Below are 19,278 nucleotides of genomic sequence, written 5' to 3'. Positions count from 1 at the left end.
CGCGGCCCGCCCGCGAGCTCATGCCGATACAGGGCGCGCGACGGTTTGCCGGCGCACGCACGACAGATACCGCGTGCGTCGCATATGCGTTGGCACGCCGCCGCGCGACGCGTTCAAGCATCCTGCACGACGATCGCATGCACCCGGTAGGGGCCGTGCGCGCCCAGCACGATGGTCTGCTCGATGTCGCCGGTGCGCGATGGCCCCGACACGAAATTGACCGCACGCGGCAGCTCGCCGCGCTCCTTGCGGATCAGGTCGAACGCCTCTTCATGACCCGCGACGATGCGCGACGCCGGCACGATCGCGATATGCGTCTCCGGCAGCAGTCCGGCCGATGCGTACGTCTCGGGTCCGGACAGCAACACGAGCGTGCCGGTCTCCGCGGTCGCGCAGAAGCAGCCGGTGAGACCGACCACATCGTTGTCTTGCGGTTTGCGAAATTCGACGGCGAGGCCGGCTTCGGCCCACGGCAGATCGCGCAGCGTCTGCCACGCGATGGCCTGCAACGGCAAGCCGTGTTGCGTCAGATAGCGATGCGCGGCGGCGGGCACATCGGCGAGGGTTTGAACGGTGTCGACGGTGGTCGCCATTTTCTGCGCTTCTTCGATGAAGCGAGTACGCAGATCGGCGGGCATGTCCGGACGCGGACCGGCCGGATGACGCGCCAGATAGTCCGCCGCGGCTTCGCGTTCGGCAGCGCTCGGCTCGGGCTCGCGCCCTTGCGCGGCGCGGATGCGCGCCAGGATGTTGCGGCGGGCAATCGATGTGTCCATGGGCGAAATCCTCGTGTCGACAGCCGTGCGATATGGCGAGGATTATACCGGCCACCCTTCACGCGAACACCCTGGCCGAACGGCATATTGCCGGGTGTCGCGAGTGCGGCGACACTGTTCGCCACGCTACCCCGAACCCGAGCAGATCATGAACAGGCGATGAACCGGAAAGCAGGCCGCAAAGAACGCTACTTCGCCGCTTCTTCTTCCGGCTGCGCGATGCCGAACACCTGCCGCAGATACGCGAGATACGCCTTGTCCTCGCACATGTTCTTGCCCGGCGAGTCCGACAATTTCGCGACCGGCTGACCGTTGCAGCGAACCATCTTGATCACGATCTGCAGCGGGTTGTAGCCGAGGTCGTTGGTCAGGTTGGTGCCCACGCCGAACGCGAGCTTGCAGCGGCCGCGGAAGCGCTCGTACAACTGCAGCACTTTCGGGATGTCGAGCGCGTCGGAGAACACCAGAACCTTCGTGCGCGGGTCGCAGCGATTCGCCTCGTAGTGCTTGAGCAGGCGCTCGCCCCAGTCGAATGGGTCGCCGGAATCGTGGCGAGCACCATCGAACAGCTTGCAGAAGTACATGTCGAAGTCGCGCAGGAACGCCTGCATGCCGTACACGTCGGAGAGCGCAATCCCGAGGTCGCCGCGATATTCCTTCGCCCACATCTCGAAGCCGAAGATCTGCGAGTCGCGCAGCCGCGGACCGAGCGCCTGGCAAGCCTGCAGGTACTCGTGCGCCATCGTGCCGAGCGGCGTCAGGCTGTGCTTCATCGCGTAAAAGACGTTGCTGGTGCCGGCAAACTGCTCGCCGAGGCCGTCCTTCAGCGTGAGGATCACCTCTTCGTGCCACTGCTTCGAGAAGCGGCGGCGCGTGCCGTAATCGGCGATCTTGCAGTCGGCGAATTCCGCACGCGCGCCGAGCAGCTGAATCTTGTCGAGCAGACGGCCGCGGCCGACGTGGTAGTCGGGCGTTTGCTGGGTGTTGCGGAAATAGACTTCATTGACGATCGCAAGCACCGGAATCTCGAACAGGATCGTATGCAGCCACGGCCCCTTGATGTCGATGTCGATTTCGCCATTGCCCTTCGGCGACGGCGTGATCGAAATGTACTTCTCGTTCAGATGGAACAGCGCGAGGAACTCGATGAAGTCGCCCTTGATGAAGCGCATGCGGCCCAGGTAGTCGAGTTCGTCGTCGGTGAAGCGCAGTTCGCAAAGCTTGCGCACTTCGTTGCGAATCTCGTCGATGTACGGCACCAGATCGACCTTCGGCGTGCGGCAGCGGAAGCGGTACTCCACGTTCGCGGCGGGGAAGTGATGCAACACCACCTGCATCATCGTGAACTTGTACAGATCGGTATCGAGCAGCGAAGTAATAATCATGATGGTACGAACTGGACCGCTGAAAAAACGAAAAGGGCTCACAGCACCCTTGCAATGGACGCGTCGAGCCGAGCGGCGCGCCAACCTGACGCATGTTACCCGAATGCGTTCGCATCCATCGTGCCACCGGGCCTTTGCGGGTCGGCGGCGGGCGCTCGCAGCGCCCCATAAACTAATCACGAAAACATATAAGACGCACGGGCCGATGCTTCATGCGCCTCTTGACGTTACGTTACAATAGCTTTTTTGGCGTACGCGCCTTCCCTGATTCCGCATGCAGGAGCTGCCTGAATGACTCACGTTGTGACCGAAAGCTGCATCAAGTGCCGCTATACCGACTGCGTCGATGTGTGCCCGGTGGACTGCTTTCGCGAAGGTCCCAACTTCCTCGCGATCGACCCCGATGAATGCATCGACTGCGCCGTGTGCGTGGCCGAGTGTCCGGTGAATGCCATCTATGCCGAAGAAGACGTGCCGGGCGACCAGCAGGACTTCATCGCGCTGAACGCCGACCTGGCGAAAGCATGGCCGAGCATCACGAAGACCAAGGCGCCGTTGCCGGAAGCCGACGAATTCAAGGACGTAAAGGAAAAGCTCGCGCTGCTCGCGCGCTGAGCGCGGCGGTCTGTCGCCTGCCTTCGCCGTTCAGATTTAATCGCACGATGAACGCAGAGGTATTGACAGACGTTTGAGCTGCCTCTACAATTCCGCTTCTCTGCTGTTGTTGTTCTGTTCCTCGATAGCTCAGTCGGTAGAGCGCCGGACTGTTAATCCGTAGGTCCCTGGTTCGAGCCCAGGTCGAGGAGCCAAGAATTGCAAAAGCCCGTTAACCAAGACGGGTTTTTTTTATGTAGATCAAGTTGTACTGCTGTTCCTCGATAGCTCAGTCGGTAGAGCGCCGGACTGTTAATCCGTAGGTCCCTGGTTCGAGCCCAGGTCGAGGAGCCAAGAATTGCAAAAGCCCGTTAACCAAGACGGGTTTTTTTTATGTAGATCAAGTTGTACTGCTGTTCCTCGATAGCTCAGTCGGTAGAGCGCCGGACTGTTAATCCGTAGGTCCCTGGTTCGAGCCCAGGTCGAGGAGCCAAAAAAATTTGAAAGGCCCGCATCCGTGCGGGCCTTTTTGTTTTTGTGCCCCAACGGACATCCTCACGCTTGCGACGCGCCGTTATACGATGGCGGCTTCACGGCGCACGTTTCGCCCCGCTCTGGCGCCGGCCCACTCCAGACACTCAACCGGCACGCTCATGAAATCCATCTCGTCAGGCTTCGCACTCGCGGCCGTCGGCGCCCTGCTGCTCTCTTCGGCGTACGGCGAAGAAATCGCCAGCGTCAACACGAATTTTCACGTTACCGGCTCGGACCGAGTGGTCGTCGAAGCCTATGACGATCCCGTCGTGCAAGGTGTCACCTGCTACGTGTCGCGGGCGCGGACGGGCGGCATCAAAGGCACGCTCGGCGTCGCCGAAGATCCGACCGAGGCGTCGATCGCGTGTCGCCAGGTCGGGGAGTTGCATTTCACCGGCCCCGTCAAGCAGAAGGACGACGTGTTCTCGGTCAGCATGTCGCTGATTTTCAAGTCGCTGCACGTGGTGCGCGTGGTCGACACGAAGCGCAACGCCCTCGTCTATCTGACCTACAGCGATCGCGTCGTCAGCGGTAGCGCGAAAAACAGCGTAAGCGCCGTGCCGATGCCGCCCGGCACGACGATTCCGGTCAAATAAGGGCGAATCAGGGCAACTGATCGCATCACCGGCACGCGGCTTCACGCGCCGCGCGCGGGGCGCGCCCGCCGCCGTCCCCGCCCACGACGCGTTAAACTGACCGGTCCAGCCGGACTCTTGTCATGACCGCCACCCCTCGTTTCCGCGATTCCGCCCGCTACTGGCGCACGCCGCTTCTGCCTGGCGCGGACCTGCTCACCGCCGAATATCACGACCACGAGTTCGCGCCGCATTGGCACGACGCCTACACGATCCCGGTGATCGTCGCGGGCGCGGAGTGCTATCGGTATCGCGGCGAGAACCATGTTGCCGAAGCGGGCAGCGTGCCGGTCATCAATCCGGGCGAGTTGCATACGGGGTCCAAGGCGGTCGAGGCTGGTTGGCGATATCGCGTGATGTATGCGCCGGTCGAATTCCTCCGCGCGCTGGCCGACGAAGTCGCCGGCAAGCCACAGGCGTTGCCGTGGTTCGCGCCCGGCGTGATCCGCGATGCCGATCTCGCGACGCGGCTCGCGCACGCCCACTGCCTGCTCGAAGCCGGCGACGACGCGCTCGCCGCCGAAGCAGCGATGCTCGACGCACTGTCCACGTTGCTGGTCCGCTACGCGCAGACGCGCCCCGCCTCCGCGCGCGCCGCTACCGACGACACCCGCGTCGCACTGATGCAGGAGCGACTGACCGGCGATCTCGTCGAGCCGGTGACACTCGCCGAGGTCGCGAAGGCGGCGGGGCTGTCGCCGTTCCACGCGGCGCGGCTATTCACGCAGTCGACTGGGCTGCCGCCGCACGCGTGGCGCAATCAGGTGCGCCTGCAGCGCGCGCTCGCGCCGTTGCGCGCCGGCGTCCCGGTGACCGACGTCGCCGCCGCCAGCGGTTTCACCGATCAGAGCCATTTCACGCGGCATTTCCGGCGCATGTTCGGTGTGCCTCCCGGTCAATGGCAAGGAACGCAGCGCGGCGGGTAGCGTCATGCGGCGCCAATGGCGCCGGCGCTGCACCGTGCGCCAGGCGGGTCCCGCCGAGATCCGCCAGCAGGTCACAAGTCCTCCACAAGTCCTTCATCAGCCATTCACCACCGCCTGGCGGCGTCCCAGCCGCGACTCACTAGCAATCCCATCCGCAACTCACCTGTCATCCCGCGAGGCATCCACCCACCCGGCAGCAATTCATCAGCAATCCCGCGCATCCCACAAGAAACCCCACCCGCAACCCCGCCGCAAGAACGTACAAGTCCGAACGCCGGTCAGCCGCTATGCTTCCGAAATCAAGGAGGCGTAGATTGACCGAATCCACCCAAGGCCAGCCCACCCGGGGCGGGCATCTCAAAGAATTCGCCGCCGGCGCGCGCGACATCATTCCGATGATGGTCGGCGCCGCGCCGTTCGGCGTCATTTTCGGCACGCTCGTGACATCCAGCCCGTTGCATCTGTGGCACGGCCAGTTGATGTCGCTCGTCGTCTTCGCGGGCTCCGCGCAGTTCATTGCGCTCGGGCTGATCGCAGGGCATGCGAGCTTCGCCGTGATCTGGGCGACCACGCTCGTCGTCAATCTGCGTCACGTGCTGTATAGCGCAACACTCGCGCCGCACGTCGCGCATCTGCCCAAGCGCTGGCGCTGGGCGCTCGGCGCGCTGCTCACCGACGAAGTCTTCGCGGTCGCGTGGGAGCACTACCGCCATCGCGAGCCGGGCACCGTCGGTCCGTACTACTTCTTCGGCGCCGGCGTCGCGATGTATCTGAACTGGCAGTTGTGGACGGTCGCCGGCCTGCTGTTCGGCGCGGCTTTCCCGGGCCTGCAGTCGCTCGGTCTCGACTTCGCGATGGTCGCGACGTTCATCGCGATCGTCGTGCCGCAACTGGTCGCGCTGCGCTATCTCGCGGCGGCCGTCACCGCCGGCACGCTGGCGTTCTTCTGGCAGGCATGGCCGTACAAGCTCGGCCTGCTCGGCGCCGTGTTCGCGGGGGTCGCGGTCGGCGTGCTGCTGTCGATGTCGCGTCTGAACCTGCGCGGCGCGCGCCGTCCCGTGGAGGCCACGCGATGAACTACGTCGTTCTGATCGTCGGCATGGCCGCGATTACGTGGGTGATCCGCGCGGCCGTGTTCGTGCTCGGCGACCGGCTGGTGTTCCCACCGCTTTTGCGCACCGCGCTCAGCTTCGTGCCGGTTACCGTACTGACCGCGATCATCGTCCCGATGGCCGTGTCGCCGCACGGCAACAACGCCGAATTGACCTGGCGCAATCCGCAGCTGGTCGGCGCGCTCGCCGCGATCGTCGTCAGTGCTCTGACACGCAGGCCATTGCTGACGATCGCAGTCGGCCTGGGCGTGTTCTTCTTCTGGCAGTGCGTGGTGCTGAAGTAAGCGCACCCTTCCTCCGCGCTCCTCGATTCATCAGCGGTCCGTCGACACCTCGCCGCTTCGCGGGCCGCGACGCTCACTCCCCTCCTGACGGTTCGCAGGCGCGCGAGCGCTCGAAGCTTCCCTCCAAAGCGCCCGCGCATCGCCGGGCCGCCCTCAAGTTTCCCGCCACCCCGCCGATATGCAGTCGAGGTCCGCTCATCGGGAGTCGTCCCGCTGGTTACGCGGCAACAGGCTGGAATCAAGCGCGCCGGCAGCCGGCGTCGCGTCGCCTCGGTCCGCGAGTGACCGGGCGATGTCGCGACGGCGCACCGCGCGCGGCCGCATTAAACGGGATAACACATGGGTCAAATCACCCTGAAGCTCAAGGACGAGACCGTCGCGTCGCTGCGCAAGGACTTCGATGCCTTCTTGCGGGTGTCGCTGAAGCTCGATCCGCAGTTCGCGACGCCGTCGTTCGAGGATTTCCTGCGCGCGAAGCTGCTCGACAACATGGTGCCGCTCACCGAGCACGCAGTGCAGCGGATGCTGCAGGGCGGCCAGTACGCATGGGCCAAACGCACGCTCGACAAGGAGTTTCCGGACGTCGTGTCGATCCTGATGCGGCAGGCGGGTGAGTTCGGCTTCGGTTTCGCGGCGCGCTCGGAATGGACGCCCGAGGAACTCGCCAAGCAATGCCGCGACTGGGCCGCAGCGATCGTCAAGGAAGCGGAAGGCGACGCAACGCTGGTCGACCCGCTCGCCGCGCAGATCAAGAGCACGGTGCAGGACATCCAGGCGCTCGAGGAAGTGATGCAGACGCCGGCATGGCGGCTCGTCGAATCGCTGCGCCAGCGCGTCTACGAGGCGAAGGTCGCGTGCGAGACGAGCGTGGGCAGCACTGCGCGCGAGAAGCTCGGCGAGTTGCGTGGACTCTTGCGGCTAGGCATTTCGCACGGCACGTTCCAGAAGCAGGAGGCGCAGCAGATCATGGAGTATCTGCGGCTTTTGAAGCCGGAGATTTTCGTCGAAGAGCCGTACGACGTGTTCTCGCGGCTCGCGGCATGGCTGCGCAATTTCTTCGTGCCGCCGCCTCCGGTCGCGCAGCAACAGCAGCGGCAGTCGCGCTGAACTTCCGCTGGGCCGAGCGGCGCTCGGCCCAGCATCGGATCGGCGCTACACCTGTCCGCGCCGCGCCTCCAACTCGCGGCGCTAGCCGCTCAATCCCACATCTTCCTGAGCTTCGCCGCGATCTCGATCTTCGCCTGGGCGGCGGCGGCGAGCCCCGCCGCGCTCGGCGCGCTCGCCACCGGCACGCGCGGCCATGCGTACGCATCGAACAGCGGCAGCATCGGCGTGGCGATGAAGCGCGTACGCGACGCCCACACATGGCGGTCGCCCAGATGCGTCTGGTTGTGCACGTAAAAACGCTGCGGCACGACGATATGCAGGTCTTCCTTCGCGCGCGTCATCGCCACGTAGAGCAGGCGCCGCTCCTCGTCGATTTCCTCGTCGCTGCCGGTGCCGAGATCGGACGGAATGCAGCCGTCGACTCCGTTCAGCACGAACACGTTGCGCCACTCCTGCCCCTTCGCCGAATGGATCGTCGACAGGATCAGGTAGTCCTCGTCGATGAGCGGCACGCCGGATTCATCGCTGGTGGCGTCGGGCGGATCGAGCGTCAGCTCGGTCAGGAAGCGCTCGCGCGACGCATACGTACCCGCGATGCTTTCCATCTGCAGCAGGTCCGCGTGACGGATCGCGGCGTCCTCGTGATTGCGCTCCAGATGCGGCTCGTACCAGCGCCGCACCATCTCGAACTCGCCGGGCCACGGCGTTTGGCGCCCGTACACACTCGACATCAGCTTGACGAACGGATGCCAGTCTTCCTGCGCGCGCGCCGGCGCCGCAAACGCGGCCAGCACACCGCCCGCGGTCGCGACCGGATCGGCGCCGTCGGCGCGTGCGACGATGTCGTCGAGCACCTTCGCCGCGGTGGCAGGACCGACGCCCGGCAGAAGCTGCACGACCCGAAAGCCGGCGACGCGGTCACGCGGATTCTCGGCCCAGCGCAGCACCGCGAGCACGTCCTTCACATGCACCGAGTCGAGAAATTTGAGCCCGCCGAATTTGACGAACGGAATGTTGCGGCGCGTGAGCTCGATCTCGAGCGCGGCGCTGTGATGCGCCGCGCGAAACAGCACCGCCTGCGACTTCAGCTTCACGCCCTGCTCGCGCGCTTCGAGAACCTGCTCGACGACGTAGCGAGCTTGCGCGGCATCGTCGGCGACCGTGACGAGGCGCGGGCGCTGCGCCGACGCCTTGTCGGTCCACAGATTCTTCGTGTAGCGCTCGCTCGCGAGCTCGATCACCGCGTTCGACGCGGCGAGAATCGGCTCGGTCGAGCGGTAGTTGCGTTCGAGCGTGACCTGCTTCGCGGGCGGCTCGAACTGCGTAGGGAAGTCGAGGATATTGCGCACGGTCGCGCCGCGAAACGAATAGATCGACTGCGCGTCGTCGCCGACCACGGTCAGGCCGCGGCCGTCCGGCTTCAGCGCGAGCAGGATCGACGCCTGCAGGCGGTTGGTGTCCTGGTATTCGTCGACCAGCACATGATCGAAACGCGCGCACAGATCGGCCGCGATGCTGGGCTCGGCGGCCATGTGCGACCAGTAGAGCAGCAGATCGTCGTAGTCGAGCACGCTCTGCTTTTGCTTGGCGTCGACGTACGCGGCGAACAGCCGGCGCAGATCGTCCTCCCACTCGCGACACCACGGAAACGCGCTGTCCAATACCTGGCCGAGCGATGCGCCCGTGTTGACGACGCGCGAGTAGATCGCGAAGCAGGTGCCCTTCGCCGGAAAGCGCCGCTCCTTCGCGGACAGTCCGAGCTCGTGGCGCACGAGGTTCATCAGGTCGGCGGAGTCTTCGCGGTCGTTGATCGTGAAGGCGGGCGCGAGGCCGATCAGATCCGCGTATTCGCGCAACAGCCGCGCGCCGACGCTGTGGAACGTGCCCGCCCACGTCAACCCTTGCGCGAGCGCGGCACGGACGCCGACGGTGGTGGCCGCGACGCCCGTGATGCGCGTCACGCGGCGGGTCATTTCGAGCGCCGCGCGGCGCGAGAAGGTCAACAGCAGGATCCGCTGAGGATCGGCGCCCTTCACCACCAGATTGGCGACGCGGTGCGCGAGCGTGTTGGTCTTGCCGGAGCCGGCGCCCGCGATCACCAGCAGCGCGCCGGGCAGCGCGTTTGGCGTGTCGGTTCCGTATTCGACGGCTTCGCGTTGGGCGTCGTTGAGCTTCGCGAGCCAGGCGGCGGTATCGAACGACGGAGCGGATTCGGCGACGGTGGACACTGATCGGATTTTGCGGGTTGGATGGATTTTCAGGATGCGACGCACACTGTATATCCATACAACCCTACGCGACAAGCGCCCTTTTTTCAGGCTTCTACGTGAGCGGGTCAAACGCCGAACGGCGGGTGTCCACCCGCCGGTAGACCGCGCGCGCTACTGCTTCTTCGCGTCCTTCACGTTGGCATCGGCGCTGGCCTTGTCGGCATCGGCCTGAGCGTCGGTTTTGGTCTTGTCCGCCTTCGCCTGGGCGACCGCGGCTTTCTTGTCGGCCTTCGCCTGTTCCTTCGCGGCCTTCTTGTCCGCATGCGTGGCGGGCGCTGCGGCCGGCTCGGCAGTCTGCGCGAACACGGCCGACGACAGGCAAGCCGCGATCAGCGCGGCGTAAATGCGGTTTCGGCTGGAATGGCTGATGTTCATCTGAGATCTCCCTGAAGCACACCTGGTTGAGCGAGAGGCGCCGGCGGCGCGCGGGCCTCGCAGACCCACGCGCCGCGCCATCGATCAGGGCTTAATGCTTGACGTCCGCGCCATCGGCTTGCGCGGCAGCCTGCCCTTCCATGTTCATCTTCATTTCGTTATTGGCGGTCTGTTTGTCCGCCTTCTGGTTCAGCTTCGCGCCGCGAACCTGCGCCGTGTACTGGTCCTTCGCGGCCTTCTGCTGCGCCTTCAATTCCGCTTTCGAGGACTTCTTCGCCGCGCGATACTCGGCATTGGCCTTCGCGTCGGCGTCGCGCTTCTGCACGAGCGGATCAGTCGAGCCCGAAGCCGTCAAACGGGCCGGCGGCGGCGCCTCGACGCCTTGTGCGGCGGGCGCGCCCGGTACTTGCTGCATGCCTTGCGCCGAAGGCGGCACCTGCATGCCCTGCGCGCCGGCCGCGGACGGCGGCGCCATCTCGGCGGCGCCCTGGGTCTGGATCTGCCCCTGAGCCCCGAGGCCTGCTGCCGGCTGCGCGGTCTGCGCGACGGCGGCCGTCGCGGCAAAAGCAGTGAGGGCGGTACCGATCAGGAGCGAACGAATCTGGGTCATGGCTATCCTCTCTAGAGTTGTTGTGACACGGGCGGACTCTCTGGCGTCGTGATGACGGAATGGCCCACGCGCCCCGCCCGGTCTGTGCGTCGCTGGAACGTGGCCGGGGAGCGATCCCGGAAATGCCAGCGGGCTTTGCTGCTGAACTGCACTTTAGGAGTGAAATTCATCTGGCGCGATCAGCGTTACGGAACGTTTCACTTTCCGACAACTGAATAACATCTTCTTTCATTTGCTTGCGCGGGAGTCCCGCGCCGCCGCGCCGCATGCACTTGCTTTATGATGCGAACCCCCAACGCGACCCCGTGCCCAAGGTGCAAACGCCATGCCCAACCTCAATTTCACGCTGACCGGCGAGTACGTCGAACTCCACAATCTGCTGAAGATCACGGGCCTCGCGGACAGCGGCGGCTCCGCGAAGATGATGGTGGCGGATGGCGCCGTGATGGTCGACGGCCGGGTCGAGACGCGTAAGACCTGCAAGATCCGCGCGGGCCAGGTCGTGTTGCTCGGCGACACGCGGATCGCGGTCCACGAAGGCTGACGGTAGTCCGAAAATTCGCAGGACGGCGCGCACCAGAATCGTGCGTTGTCCATCGACATTGGCCGGGCGAGGCAATAAGCTGTCGGATTCGACAGGTAAACGACGGATCGCGCCACGAGCGAGGAGTCGGCTGACCGGCTCGCCGCCGCGCCGCGGTTTTTCCCCGGCCGCCGCCCCGCCGCTCCACCGCCCCTCGGAGCGCTCAGCGCGATGCAACGCGCCGCCGCTTGCGCCCGCGCCTTGCTGTCACCACCGCTGTCGCCAACTTTCGCCGCCAGGCATTCGATGACTCAACCCAGCTTCGCCCGCGCGGCCAGCCGGCCGCCGACCCTATCCCGCCACGCGGCCGACACCGCGCGGCTCGCCGCGCCGCTCGCGATCGCGCAACTGTCGCAGATGGCGATGAGCGTCACCGACACGATCCTGCTCGGCTCGCTCGGCCCCGACGCGCTCGCCGCCGGCGGCCTCGGCGCGAACCTCTTTTTCGTCGTCGTCACGCTGCTGCAGGGCGTGCTGACCTCAGTCAGCGTGAGCGTCGCGCACGCCCGCGGCGCGCAGGACGACGGCCGCGTGCCGCATATCTACTGGACCGGTTTCGTGCTGTCGGTGCTGCTGGCGGTGCCGGCGTTCGTGCTGTTGTCGTTCGCGTCGCACATCCTGCTCGCGTTCGGCGAGCCGGGCCTGCTCGCGCACAACGTCGGCCGGTACGCGGCGGTGCTGCGCTGGGGCGCACCCGCGAGCCTGATCGGGGTCGGCCTGATGCGCTCGTTCCTGCCGGCGATCGGCGCGGCGCGGCGGCTGTTGTGGGTGTCGATCGTGAGCGTCGTCGTGAACGGCTTTCTGAACTACGGGCTGATTCACGGCGCGTATGGACTGCCGCGGCTCGGCTTTCTCGGCTCGGCGGCCGCGACCACGATCACCGTCTGGCTGACCGCGCTCGTGCTGATGGCGCTGCTGCATCTGCGGCCGCGCTTCCGGCATTTCGTCGTCGCGACGCGGCCGAAGCTGCCGTTGATGGGCGAATTGTTCGGCATCGGCTGGCCGGTCGCGATCACCTACGGCGTCGAGTCGACCCTGTTCCTCGCCACCGGCCTGATGGTCGGCCTGCTCGGCGAATCGCAGCTGGCCGCGCATCAGATCGCGCTGAACGTCGCGTCGGTCGCGTTCATGGTGCCGCTGTCGATCGGCCAGGCGGCCAATGTGCGGGTCGGCTACTGGGCCGGTGCCGGTCAGCCGCTCGCCGCGCGTCACGCGGGCTTCGTCGCGCTCGCGCTCGGCGTCGGCTTCATGTCGATGTCGGGTCTCGTGCTGATCACCGCGCCGCACTGGATCGTCGGTCTATACCTGCATCTCGACGACCCGGCCAACGCGCCGACCATCGCGCTCGCCAGTTCGCTGCTCGGGGTGGCGGCGATTTTCCAGATCGTCGACGGGATGCAGGCGGTGGGTTCCGGCTGTCTGCGCGGCCTGAAAGACACGCGCATACCGATGATCGCCGCCGCGTTCGGCTACTGGGTGATCGGTTTTCCGACCGGCTATCTGCTCGCGTTTCACGCCGGCCTCGGCGCGCGCGGCTTGTGGTGGGGGCTCGCCGCGGGCCTCGCGAGCGTCGCGCTGCTGATGACGCTGCGTTTTCACAGGCTGAGCCGGCGGCTGGCGCCGACAGCGCCAGCCGCCACGCCGCCCGTGCGCTCGGTCTGAGCGAAGTAGCGGCAAGCCCCACTCCTGAAGCACTCCCTGTAAAAGGTAAAATGGCCGCCGCCGCGGCGTGCGAGCGCTAACCCGCGCTCCCGCGCCACGAAACCGCACGCCGGCGTGCCTCACCAAGGCGGGCGCCGGACCGGCGCCGCTCACTCACCATGGCTCGCGTCGCGTGCGGCTTCAATCAGCCGCCCGTTTTTGCCGCGCTTTCGCCGCAGCGCGTGCCGTAGCCGCCTCGCGCGGTGCCGCAAACGCCACAACGCTGGCCGACACCGGCCGCGCCGCAGCGCGCCCCACGCTTTCTCGCGACACAACATAACCAAGGACCACCCGCCATGCTTGCCCGCGTCACCCGCCTGTTCCCGCTCTGGGCCGTGCTCGTCTCGGTCGCCGCGTACTTCTCGCCGGCCTCGTTTTCCGGCGTCGCGCCGCACGTCACCACGCTTCTCACGATCATCATGCTGGCGATGGGCGTCACGCTGTCGGCCGCCGATTTCCTGCGCGTGTTCTCGCGCCCCGCGCCGGTGATCGCCGGCATCGTGCTGCACTACCTCGTGATGCCGCTCGCCGCATGGGTCATCGCGAAGGCGCTGCGCATGCCGCCCGACCTGACCGCCGGCATGGTGCTGGTCGGCAGCGTCGCGAGCGGCACCGCGTCGAACGTGATGATCTATCTCGCGCGCGGCGACGTCGCGCTGTCGGTGACGATCAGCGCGCTGTCGACGCTCGTCGGCGTGTTCGCGACCCCGCTGCTCACGCGCCTTTACGTCGACGCGTCGATCGTCGTCGACGTGCACGGCATGCTGATGAGCATCCTGCAGATCGTCGCGCTGCCGATCGTCGTCGGTCTCGTCGTCAATCATCTGTTCGGCAAGCTCGTGCGCAAGATCGAGCCGATCCTGCCGCTCGTGTCGATGGTCGCGATCGTGCTGATCATCGGCGCGGTGGTGGGCGGCACGCAGAAGAGCATCGCGTCGGTGGGCCTCGTCGTGATGGTCGGCGTCGTGCTGCACAACGGCATCGGCCTGCTCGGCGGCTATTGGGGCGGCCGTCTGCTCGGTTTCGACGAAGCCGTCTGCCGTACGCTCGCGATCGAAGTGGGCATGCAGAACTCCGGTCTCGCCGCGACGCTGGGCAAGCTCTACTTCACGCCGATCGCCGCGCTGCCGGGCGCGCTGTTCTCGGTCTGGCACAACCTGTCGGGCTCGCTGCTCGCGGGCGTGTGGGCGGGTCGTCCGGCGAAAGGCTCGACGCATCCCGATGGCGAGCGTGCGCTGCGCGCCGAACGCGTCTGATCTAGCGTCTGCGCCGCGGTTCGCAGCAGGTGATGGATCACCGAACCGCGGCGCCCTTCCGACCGACCCGCCGCACTTCCCCACCACGCCGCGGCGATTGCAGACGAACGACGAACCCGCGCCCCAATTCCCTTAGAATGGTTTTCTCGACAGCGCGTGCAGGCCTTTGCTGTCGCCACGCGAAAAGCTTGCAAAACAAGGGGAAAACAGCGTGCAGGGCCAATTCGAACAACATCGGCGGGCCGCGCGCCGCCGCTCGATAGTCAGCACAACGAGGCAATTTTTCCTGCTCTGTTGCGCGGCGGCATTTTTGACCGCCTGCGCGACGAAGCCGCCCGCCACCGCGTTCGACCGCCAGCTCACGCACGCGCTGCCGGCCAGCGCCGACACGCCGCTGCGCGAAGCCCTCGCGCCGCTCGAGGCGAAGCATCCGCAGCAGTCGGGATTCCGCGTGCTGTCGAACGGCACCGACGCGCTGCAGATGCGCATCGCGCTCGCCCGCGCAGCGACCAAAACCCTCGACATGCAGTACTACATCGCCAACGAGGACACCACCGGCAAGCTGCTGCTGGGCGCCGCGCTGTACGCGGCTGATCACGGCGTGCGCGTGCGCATGCTGGTCGACGATCTGAACTTCAAGGACATCGACCGCACCATGGCGGGACTGAACTCGCACGACAACATCGAGGTTCGCGTGTTCAATCCGTTCGGCAGCGCGCAGGAAGGCATGTTCGAGCGCACCGCGAACGTGTTCACGCAGATCGGCCACTTCACGCGCCGCATGCACAACAAGGCGATGATCGCGGACAACCAGCTGGCGATCGTCGGCGGGCGCAATCTGGGCGACGAATATTTCAGCGCGAGCGAAACGCTGCAGTTCCGCGACCTCGACGTGCTAGCGGCGGGCCCGATCGTCGCCGACGTCTCCGCGAGTTTCGACGACTACTGGAACAGCGACCTCGCCTATCCGCTGCGCGCGCTGAACAAGCAGAAGTTCGACCCGAAAGAACTCGACCAGACGCGCGACGACCTGCGCCAGCACTGGCGCACCAACGCCGATCCCTACAACGCGAAACCGCTGAACGCGACGCCGCTCGCCGCGCAGATCACGAGCGAGCAGCTTGGACTCACGTGGGCGAGCGCGGAATTCAGGGCGGACCTCCCGGAGAAAATCGAGCATCCGTCGCCGGACTACGTGAGCCCGCCGCTCGCGCGGCTGCGCGAATTGATGCACGATGCGCAGCACGACTTCCTGATCGTGTCGCCGTACTTCGTGCCGCACGCCTCCGGCGTGCAGGCGGCCGGCGAGCTCACGCATCGCGGCATCCGCATCGCGGTGCTGACCAACTCGCTCGCGGCCACCGACGCGGTCGCCGTGCAGGCCGGCTACAGTCCGTTCCGCGTGCCGCTGCTGAAGGCGGGCGTCGAGCTATACGAATTCAGGTCGCACCAGGATTCACCGACCGTGGGGCTGGTCGGCTCGCGTTCGCGCGCGAGCCTGCACGCGAAGACCTATGTGATCGACCACCAGATTCTGGTGATCGGCTCGATGAACCTCGACCCGCGCTCGGCCAATCTGAACACCGAGCTCGCGCTGGTGATCCACAGCCCCGAACTCGCGAATCAGGTCGCGAAGATCTTCGAACGTGCCACCCAGCCCGATCAGAGCTACCACGTGACGCTCGCCGACCCGGCCCAGCTCGCCTACCTGCGCTCGATCGGCGCGCCGCTGTCGCCGCTCGTCTGGACCGACGTCGAGAACGGCCAGACACGCACCTACATTTTCGATCCGCAGGCCGGCTTCTACCGGAACGCGCTAACGGGTCTATTCTCCTTATTGCCTGTCAACTCGGAACTTTGAGAAGCGGAGTCAACCATGACTGAAGACGTACGGATGGAGCGCGACACATTCGGCGAAATCGCGGTGCCGAACGCCCGCCTATGGGGTGCGCAGACGCAGCGCTCGCTGCAGAACTTCAAGATTTCGACCGAGAAGCAGTCACCCGAGCTGATCACCGCACTCGCGGTGATCAAGCGCGCGGCGGCCGAAGTCAACCTCGGCCTCGGCGTGCTCGACGAGCAGAAGGCCCGCGCGATCATGCAGGCGGCCGACGAGATCATCGACGGCAAGCATCCGGGCGAATTCCCGCTCGCGGTCTGGCAGACCGGCTCGGGCACGCAGACCAACATGAACCTGAACGAGGTGATCGCGAATCGCGCGAGCGAGCTGCTCGGCGGCGAGCGCGGCGAAGCGCGCAAGGTGCATCCGAACGACGACGTGAATCGCGGACAATCGTCGAACGACGTGTTTCCGACCGCGATGCACGTGGCCGCCGCGGATGCGATCGTCAAGCATCTGCTGCCTGCGCTGAAGACGCTGCGCGATACGCTCGACGGCAAGGCGAAAGCGTTCACCGATATCGTCAAGATCGGCCGCACGCACCTGCAGGACGCGACGCCGCTCACGCTCGGCCAGGAATTCTCGGGCTATGTCGCGCAGCTCGAGCACGGCATCCGCCACGTCGAGTCGACGTTGCCGCATCTGTACGAGCTTGCGCAGGGCGGCACCGCGGTCGGCACCGGACTGAACGCGCATCCGAAGTTCGCCGACGGCGTCGCCGCCGCGATCGGCAAGCTGACCGGTCTGCCGTTCGTGTCGGCGCCGAACAAGTTCGAAGTAATGGCAGCCGCCGACGCGCTGGTGTTCGCGCACGGCGCGCTCAAGACCGTGGCCGCGAGTCTGAACAAGATCGCCAACGACATCCGCTGGCTCGCGAGCGGCCCGCGCTGCGGTCTCGGCGAGCTGTCGATTCCGGAAAACGAGCCGGGCAGCTCGATCATGCCGGGCAAGGTCAATCCGACCCAGTCCGAAGCGCTGACGATGCTGTGTGCGCAGGTGTTCGGCAACGACGTCGCCGTGAACATCGGCGGCGCGAGCGGCAACTTCGAGCTGAACGTGTTCCGGCCGATGATCGCGCACAACCTGCTGCAGTCGGTGCGTCTGCTCGCCGATGGCGCGCATAGCTTCAACGACAACTGCGCGGTCGGCATCGAGCCGAATCACGAACGCATCGATACCTTGCTCAACGAATCGCTGATGCTGGTGACGGCGCTCAATCCGCACATCGGCTACGACAAGGCCGCGCAGATCGCGAAGAAGGCGCACAAGGAAGGCACGACGCTGAAGGCGTCGGCGCTGGCGCTCGGCTATGTCACCGAGCAGCAGTTCGACGAGTGGGTGCGACCGCAGGATATGGTCGGACGTACGGCGGGGTGAGTGGGCGAGGCGGCGCGACAAAAGTCACGCATGAGAGCGCATTTGACGGCGCGTCGCCCGCAGACCAGTCGCGCTTAAACCTTGCCTTGCGCGACTTCTTCCGGCTTCAGCTCGACGATCGCGTCGAGCGCTTCCTTCACGTCCATCGCGTACTTGGCGAGGCGTTTCTGCTCCTCGGTCTGCGGCACGAAGGCCGGCACCGGCACCGGATGACCGTTCTCGTTGACGGCGACCATCACGACCAGACAGTCGGTGGTCTGCAGCAGCTCGCCGCCCTTCGGGTCGCCCGCCTGCACCGACACATGGATGTGCATGCTGGTGCGGCCCGTCGCGACGACGCGCGCGCGCAGTTCGACCAGATTGCCGACGAGAATCGGCCGACGGAAACGGATGTTGCCGACGCTGACCGTCACGCAATAGCGCCCCGACCAGACCGCCGCGCATGCATAGGCGGTTTCGTCGATCCACTTCATCAGCGCGCCGCCGTGCACCTTGCCGCCGAAGTTGACCGAGGTCGGCTCGGCGAGAAAGCGGAAGGTGGTTTCCGAACGGTCCAGCGGTGCTGTGGGAACAGTGCTCATCTTGACTCCGGTCAATCGGATGCATTGAAAGGAGCCGATTATACGAGCGCAATATTGCGCGCGGCGCGGTGTCGATCGGAGCACACGGCGCGCGGGACATATCTGGCGCGCTGCGGCCCGGCGCTCGGCCCAAGGCATCCTTGCCCCGACGGCTGCGCGGCGTCCTAGTTGCGGACGCTGATCCCTGCGTCGATGGTGCCGTACATGTTGATGCTGCCGCTGCCGGCCGAGCCCGAGCCGGCTCCGCCTCCCGCGCAGGCGCTGAACAGCAGAACCGCCGCGGCGACGGCCAGAAGAGTTTTCATCACATCGGATTCCTGCAAGGACAGGCTTCGATTCTAGCCTGGCGGCACGCGACGACGCGGGAGCGCTGACCGGCGGCACGCGTCCGTCGCATTCATTGTTCACGCGAAGCTGAAACATCGAATACCCGATGCGCGTAGAGTGGGAATCGTGCCGGCGCGCTTTGCCTTTCGGCCGCGCCGCCCTTTGCCGCCCATTCAGGAGACGCGCGATGACCGCCCCCCTCTTAGACGACCAGAACCACTTTCCAGGCCTTAGCCGGATCGGCGCGCTACTCGCCGATCCCGGCCGCGCCGCGATGCTATGGGCGCTGATGGACGGCAGCGCGCGCCCCGCCGGCGAACTGACGATGATCGCGGGGCTGTCGCCATCGGCGGCGAGCGCCCATCTCGGACGGCTCACCGACGGCGGGCTGCTCGCACTCGAAGTGCGCGGCCGGCATCGCTATTTCCGTATTGCGTCGGCGGACATCGCCGCGTCGATCGAAGCGCTCGCGAACGTCGCGCAAGTCAGCGCGCCGCAGCGTTCCGTGCCGCGTCCGGCGCGCACCGTGCCGCTGGAAATGCGCTACGCGCGCACCTGCTACGACCACATGGCCGGCGAACTGTCAGTGCGGATGTTCGAGCGGATGCTCGAGCGCGGGCTGCTGACGCAAAACGGCGCCTCGCTCGAAGCGACCGCGCAGGGCGTCGCCCGCTTCGCCGACTGGGGCATCGACCTCGCCGCGCAGAAGACCCGGCGGCGGCGCTTCGCATGCACCTGCCTCGACTGGAGCATGCGCCGGCCACATCTGGGCGGCGCGCTCGGCGCGGCGCTGCTCGACGCGTGGTCGTCGCACGGCTGGGTCGAGCGGACCGAGCGGCCGCGGGTGCTGCGCGTGACGCCGGCCGGCCATCAGCAATTCGATGCGTTTCTGGCCGGATAGACCGTCGAGCTGGCGGGGGCACAAGGCTACGAGACCCGCTCGAG

The 19,278-nt window shown here is 66.2% G+C and carries 19 protein-coding genes and 3 tRNA genes; 15 read left to right on the top strand and 7 right to left on the bottom strand.

Features of this window, described 5'->3' with window-relative positions; genetic code table 11:
* Nucleotides 1–113: 113 nt before the first annotated feature.
* The gene (locus EVC45_RS11740) at nt 114–776 is read right to left on the bottom strand and encodes a lactate utilization protein C (RefSeq protein WP_129958158.1); all 663 of its coding nucleotides are present in this window, start codon (nt 774–776) and stop codon (nt 114–116) included.
* Between the two features lie 188 nt (nt 777–964).
* Nucleotides 965–2,161 carry a nicotinate phosphoribosyltransferase gene (gene pncB / locus EVC45_RS11735; protein WP_129958157.1) on the bottom strand — a complete coding sequence of 399 codons (1,197 nt, stop codon included), beginning with the start codon at nt 2,159–2,161 and terminating at the stop codon, nt 965–967.
* Nucleotides 2,162–2,452: 291 nt separating this feature from the next.
* Here pncB and fdxA point away from each other — a divergent pair, with 291 nt between their 5' ends.
* From fdxA to EVC45_RS11685, 9 genes are all read left to right on the top strand, one after another.
* The gene (gene fdxA / locus EVC45_RS11725; RefSeq protein WP_062127873.1) at nt 2,453–2,776 is read left to right on the top strand and encodes a ferredoxin FdxA; all 324 of its coding nucleotides are present in this window, start codon (nt 2,453–2,455) and stop codon (nt 2,774–2,776) included.
* Nucleotides 2,777–2,894: 118 nt separating this feature from the next.
* Nucleotides 2,895–2,970: transfer RNA gene (locus EVC45_RS11720), tRNA-Asn, on the top strand.
* Nucleotides 2,971–3,033: 63 nt separating this feature from the next.
* Nucleotides 3,034–3,109 (top strand) — tRNA-Asn (locus EVC45_RS11715).
* A gap of 63 nt (nt 3,110–3,172) precedes the next feature.
* Nucleotides 3,173–3,248 (top strand) — tRNA-Asn (locus tag EVC45_RS11710).
* A gap of 160 nt (nt 3,249–3,408) precedes the next feature.
* Nucleotides 3,409–3,885 carry a CreA family protein gene (locus tag EVC45_RS11705; RefSeq protein ID WP_129958156.1) on the top strand — a complete coding sequence of 159 codons (477 nt, stop codon included), beginning with the start codon at nt 3,409–3,411 and terminating at the stop codon, nt 3,883–3,885.
* 122 nt (nt 3,886–4,007) lie between these two features.
* Entirely contained in the window at nt 4,008–4,850 is an 843-nt protein-coding gene (locus EVC45_RS11700) for an AraC family transcriptional regulator (RefSeq protein ID WP_129958155.1), read from the top strand.
* 314 nt (nt 4,851–5,164) lie between these two features.
* Entirely contained in the window at nt 5,165–5,926 is a 762-nt protein-coding gene (locus EVC45_RS11695; protein WP_129958154.1) for an AzlC family ABC transporter permease, read from the top strand.
* Complete coding sequence (locus EVC45_RS11690) at nt 5,923–6,246, top strand: AzlD domain-containing protein (RefSeq protein WP_129958153.1); 324 nt, start codon at nt 5,923–5,925, stop codon at nt 6,244–6,246. Before EVC45_RS11695 ends, EVC45_RS11690 begins: the two co-directional genes overlap by 4 nt.
* A 339-nt stretch (nt 6,247–6,585) precedes the next feature.
* Nucleotides 6,586–7,353, top strand: a complete 768-nt coding sequence (locus EVC45_RS11685) for a DUF4088 family protein (protein WP_129958152.1) — start codon at nt 6,586–6,588, stop codon at nt 7,351–7,353.
* An 89-nt stretch (nt 7,354–7,442) separates the two neighbouring features.
* Here EVC45_RS11685 and EVC45_RS11680 read toward each other — a convergent pair whose 3' ends face one another.
* The 3 genes from EVC45_RS11680 to EVC45_RS11670 form a co-directional block, all read right to left on the bottom strand.
* Entirely contained in the window at nt 7,443–9,581 is a 2,139-nt protein-coding gene (locus tag EVC45_RS11680; protein WP_129958151.1) for an ATP-dependent helicase, read from the bottom strand.
* Nucleotides 9,582–9,734: 153 nt separating this feature from the next.
* A complete protein-coding gene (locus tag EVC45_RS11675; RefSeq protein WP_129958150.1) occupies nt 9,735–9,998 on the bottom strand; it encodes a hypothetical protein in 264 nt (87 codons plus the stop codon).
* Between the two features lie 91 nt (nt 9,999–10,089).
* On the bottom strand, nt 10,090–10,608 hold the full coding sequence (locus EVC45_RS11670; RefSeq protein WP_129958149.1) for a hypothetical protein: 519 nt from the start codon (nt 10,606–10,608) through the stop codon (nt 10,090–10,092).
* 325 nt (nt 10,609–10,933) lie between these two features.
* Here EVC45_RS11670 and EVC45_RS11665 point away from each other — a divergent pair, with 325 nt between their 5' ends.
* From EVC45_RS11665 to fumC, 5 genes are all read left to right on the top strand, one after another.
* The gene (locus EVC45_RS11665; RefSeq protein ID WP_013090085.1) at nt 10,934–11,152 is read left to right on the top strand and encodes an RNA-binding S4 domain-containing protein; all 219 of its coding nucleotides are present in this window, start codon (nt 10,934–10,936) and stop codon (nt 11,150–11,152) included.
* 285 nt (nt 11,153–11,437) lie between these two features.
* Nucleotides 11,438–12,853, top strand: coding sequence for an MATE family efflux transporter (locus EVC45_RS11660; RefSeq protein WP_129958148.1), 1,416 nt, complete (start codon nt 11,438–11,440; stop codon nt 12,851–12,853).
* 335 nt (nt 12,854–13,188) lie between these two features.
* On the top strand, nt 13,189–14,148 hold the full coding sequence (locus tag EVC45_RS11655; protein WP_129958147.1) for a bile acid:sodium symporter family protein: 960 nt from the start codon (nt 13,189–13,191) through the stop codon (nt 14,146–14,148).
* A 259-nt stretch (nt 14,149–14,407) separates the two neighbouring features.
* Nucleotides 14,408–16,009 (top strand): phospholipase D family protein, encoded by a 1,602-nt coding sequence (locus tag EVC45_RS11650; RefSeq protein WP_129958274.1) that lies wholly within the window; start codon nt 14,408–14,410, stop codon nt 16,007–16,009.
* Nucleotides 16,010–16,024: 15 nt separating this feature from the next.
* Nucleotides 16,025–17,425, top strand: coding sequence for a class II fumarate hydratase (gene fumC, locus EVC45_RS11645; RefSeq protein ID WP_129958146.1), 1,401 nt, complete (start codon nt 16,025–16,027; stop codon nt 17,423–17,425).
* Between the two features lie 74 nt (nt 17,426–17,499).
* On the opposite strand, the gene EVC45_RS11640 is transcribed toward fumC, so the two are convergent.
* Nucleotides 17,500–18,006, bottom strand: a complete 507-nt coding sequence (locus EVC45_RS11640) for an acyl-CoA thioesterase (protein WP_129958145.1) — start codon at nt 18,004–18,006, stop codon at nt 17,500–17,502.
* Between the two features lie 164 nt (nt 18,007–18,170).
* Entirely contained in the window at nt 18,171–18,311 is a 141-nt protein-coding gene (locus EVC45_RS45565) for a hypothetical protein (protein WP_168991451.1), read from the bottom strand.
* A 209-nt stretch (nt 18,312–18,520) separates the two neighbouring features.
* On the opposite strand from EVC45_RS45565, the gene EVC45_RS11635 reads away from it, so the two are divergent.
* On the top strand, nt 18,521–19,234 hold the full coding sequence (locus EVC45_RS11635; RefSeq protein WP_129958144.1) for a helix-turn-helix transcriptional regulator: 714 nt from the start codon (nt 18,521–18,523) through the stop codon (nt 19,232–19,234).
* Nucleotides 19,235–19,278: the final 44 nt, after the last annotated feature.

The organism is Paraburkholderia sp. UYCP14C (assembly GCF_004197395.1).
GTDB lineage: Bacteria > Pseudomonadota > Gammaproteobacteria > Burkholderiales > Burkholderiaceae > Paraburkholderia.
Note: the sequence above shows the minus strand (reverse complement) of the source record. Positions and strands in the feature narration are given on the sequence as shown.